The organism is Streptomyces sp. NPDC058964, from assembly GCF_042741275.1.
Classification (GTDB): Bacteria; Actinomycetota; Actinomycetes; order Streptomycetales; family Streptomycetaceae; genus Streptomyces.
This window is the reverse complement of record NZ_JBHYKH010000855.1, coordinates 1-2169: the sequence shown is the minus strand read 5'-3', so window position 1 is coordinate 2169 and position 2169 is coordinate 1. Positions and strand designations below refer to the sequence as shown.

General features: G+C 68.0%; 2 protein-coding genes. Both read right to left on the bottom strand.

The annotated features are described in order from the left end of the window. Positions 1–88 precede the first annotated feature (88 nt). Positions 89–1057: an ABC transporter substrate-binding protein gene (locus tag ACFW2E_RS45620; RefSeq protein WP_384477734.1), complete on the bottom strand. Its 969-nt coding sequence runs from the start codon at positions 1055–1057 to the stop codon at positions 89–91. Positions 1058–1070: 13 nt separating this feature from the next. After that, a partial coding sequence (locus tag ACFW2E_RS45615) for an ABC transporter permease subunit (RefSeq protein WP_384477731.1) occupies positions 1071–2169 on the bottom strand: 1099 nt, incomplete at its 5' end.

The window sequence follows — 2169 nt, the reverse complement described above, 5'->3', positions numbered from 1 at the left end:
GTTCAGGGGTTTTCGGGGTCGCCGACGCGTCACCGTTCCCTGGCCGGAGACGGTGACGCCGACGGTGTCGAAGACGTGTCGCCGCTCGCTACTTCAGCCAGGCCTCGACCTTGTCGCGGTTGGCCTCGACCCACTTCTTGGCCGCCGCGTCGGCGGACATCTTGTCCACGGCGATGTACTTGGCCACGGTGTTCTGGTCCTCGTTCGTCCAGTTGAAGTTCTTCACCAGCCTGTACGCCGGGCTGCCGGACTTGGCGAACTTCGCGCTGACGACCTTGTCCAGGTCGTAGACGGGATAGTCGCACGCGACCTTCGCCGCGTCGGCGTCACACCCCGTCGTGTACTTGGGCAGGTTCACCTTCACCAGCGGCACCTCGGACAGGAACCACTGGGGCTCGTAGAAGTAGCCGATGACCCACTGCTTGTTCTTCTCGGCCGTGCGGAAGGCCTGGATGAGCGCCGTCTCGCTGCCCGCGTACACCACCTTGTAGTCCAGCTTCAGGTTCTTCACCAGCGCCGCGTCGTTGGTGACGTACGACGGGTCGCCGTCGAGCAGCTGGCCCTTGCCGCCCGACTCGGAGGTCTTGAACCTGGACGCGTACTTGTCGAGGTTCTTCCAGTCGGTGATGTCCGGGTGGGCCTTGGCCAGCCACGGCGGCACGTACCAGCCGATGATGCCCTTGTTGCCGGTCTGCCCCGCCTCGACCGCGGTCTTCTGCTGGGTGATGTACTTCTTCTTCAGGTCGTCGTGGCCCCAGTTCTCCAGGACCGCGTCGACCTCACCGGTCCCGAAGCCCTGCCAGGCGATCTCTTCCTTCAGGTCCTTCTTGTCGACCGTACAGCCGAGGTCGTGCTGCGCGACGTACGCGACGACCGCCGCGTCCGCCTCGTAGCCCACCCAGGGGTTGACGGCGAGGTTGAAGGTGCCGCACTTGCCGTCCGAGCTCTTCGATCCGCCGGAGGACGAGCTGTCGCCGACCTTCGCCCCTCCGCAGGCGGTGAGGGTGAGGCCGAGGACGGCCAGGCCGGCCGCGCCGGCTCGCCAGTGTCTTGCCATGGTGTCCTGCTCCTTATGCCCTGGTGCGTCGCGCCGCAGCCTGAGTGATCCGGTCGAACATGACTCCGAGCAGTACGATGGCGAGTCCCGCCGCCAGCCCCTTTCCGTACAGCTCTCCCTGCGAGAACCCGGCCACGACGTCGTAGCCGAGGGCGCCGGCCCCTACCAGGCCGCCCACAACAACCATCGACAGCACGTAGATCAGGCCCTGGTTGGTCGCGAGTGTCAGGGCGCTGCGTGCCATCGGCAGTTGAACCTTGGTGATGATCTGCCAGGTGTTGCACCCGGCGGAGGATGCCGCCTCCACGGTGGTATGAGGCACGTTCCGCACCCCATCCGCGATGATCTTGATCGCGACGGGCGCCGCGTAGACGACGGCCGCGACGATGGCGGTGAACCGGGTGGCGCCGAAGAGCGCGAGGAACGGCACGAGATAGACGAACGGCGGCATGACCTGAGCCGCGTCCAGGGTGGGCCGGACGACCCGGTCGACCAGCGTGCTGCGGCCCATCCACACTCCGAAGACGACGCCGAGCAGCATCACGAGCACGGTCGCCACGACGGTCGAGGCCAGCGTGGTCATGCTGTCCGACCACAGCCCCGTGCCGACCAGCAGCCCCACGCACACGGCCGCCGTCACCCCGGCCCGCCGGCCGCCGAGCACCGCGCCGAAACCGACCAGTGCGGCGCCGATCAGCCACCACGGTGAGTCGGTGAGCAGGGTCTGGAACGGATTGAGCAGACCGTTGGTGAGGGCGTCCCGGAAGGCGTTGGTGATGCCCGACAGATGGTCCTGCATCCAGGTGGTGGCCGTGTCGGCGGCACTGGCGATGTGGCTTCCGGTGCTGCCCTCGCCGGGGAACTCGGCCGCCCAGACGTAGGTGTGCGAGAAGTAGACCAGAACGGCGGCCACGACCCCGCCCGCCGCCAGCAGCGGCCGGCGCCATGTGAGGAAGCGGCCGCCCGAGCGGCGGGCGGCCTCGTCGCGTCCGGCGGCCGCCGTGGTGACCCGGTCGAGCACGATGGCCATGACGACGATGGCGAGACCGGCGTTGAAGGCCGTGCCGACGTCGAGCGACTGCAGTGCCTGGACGACGGTCTTGCCGAGGCCC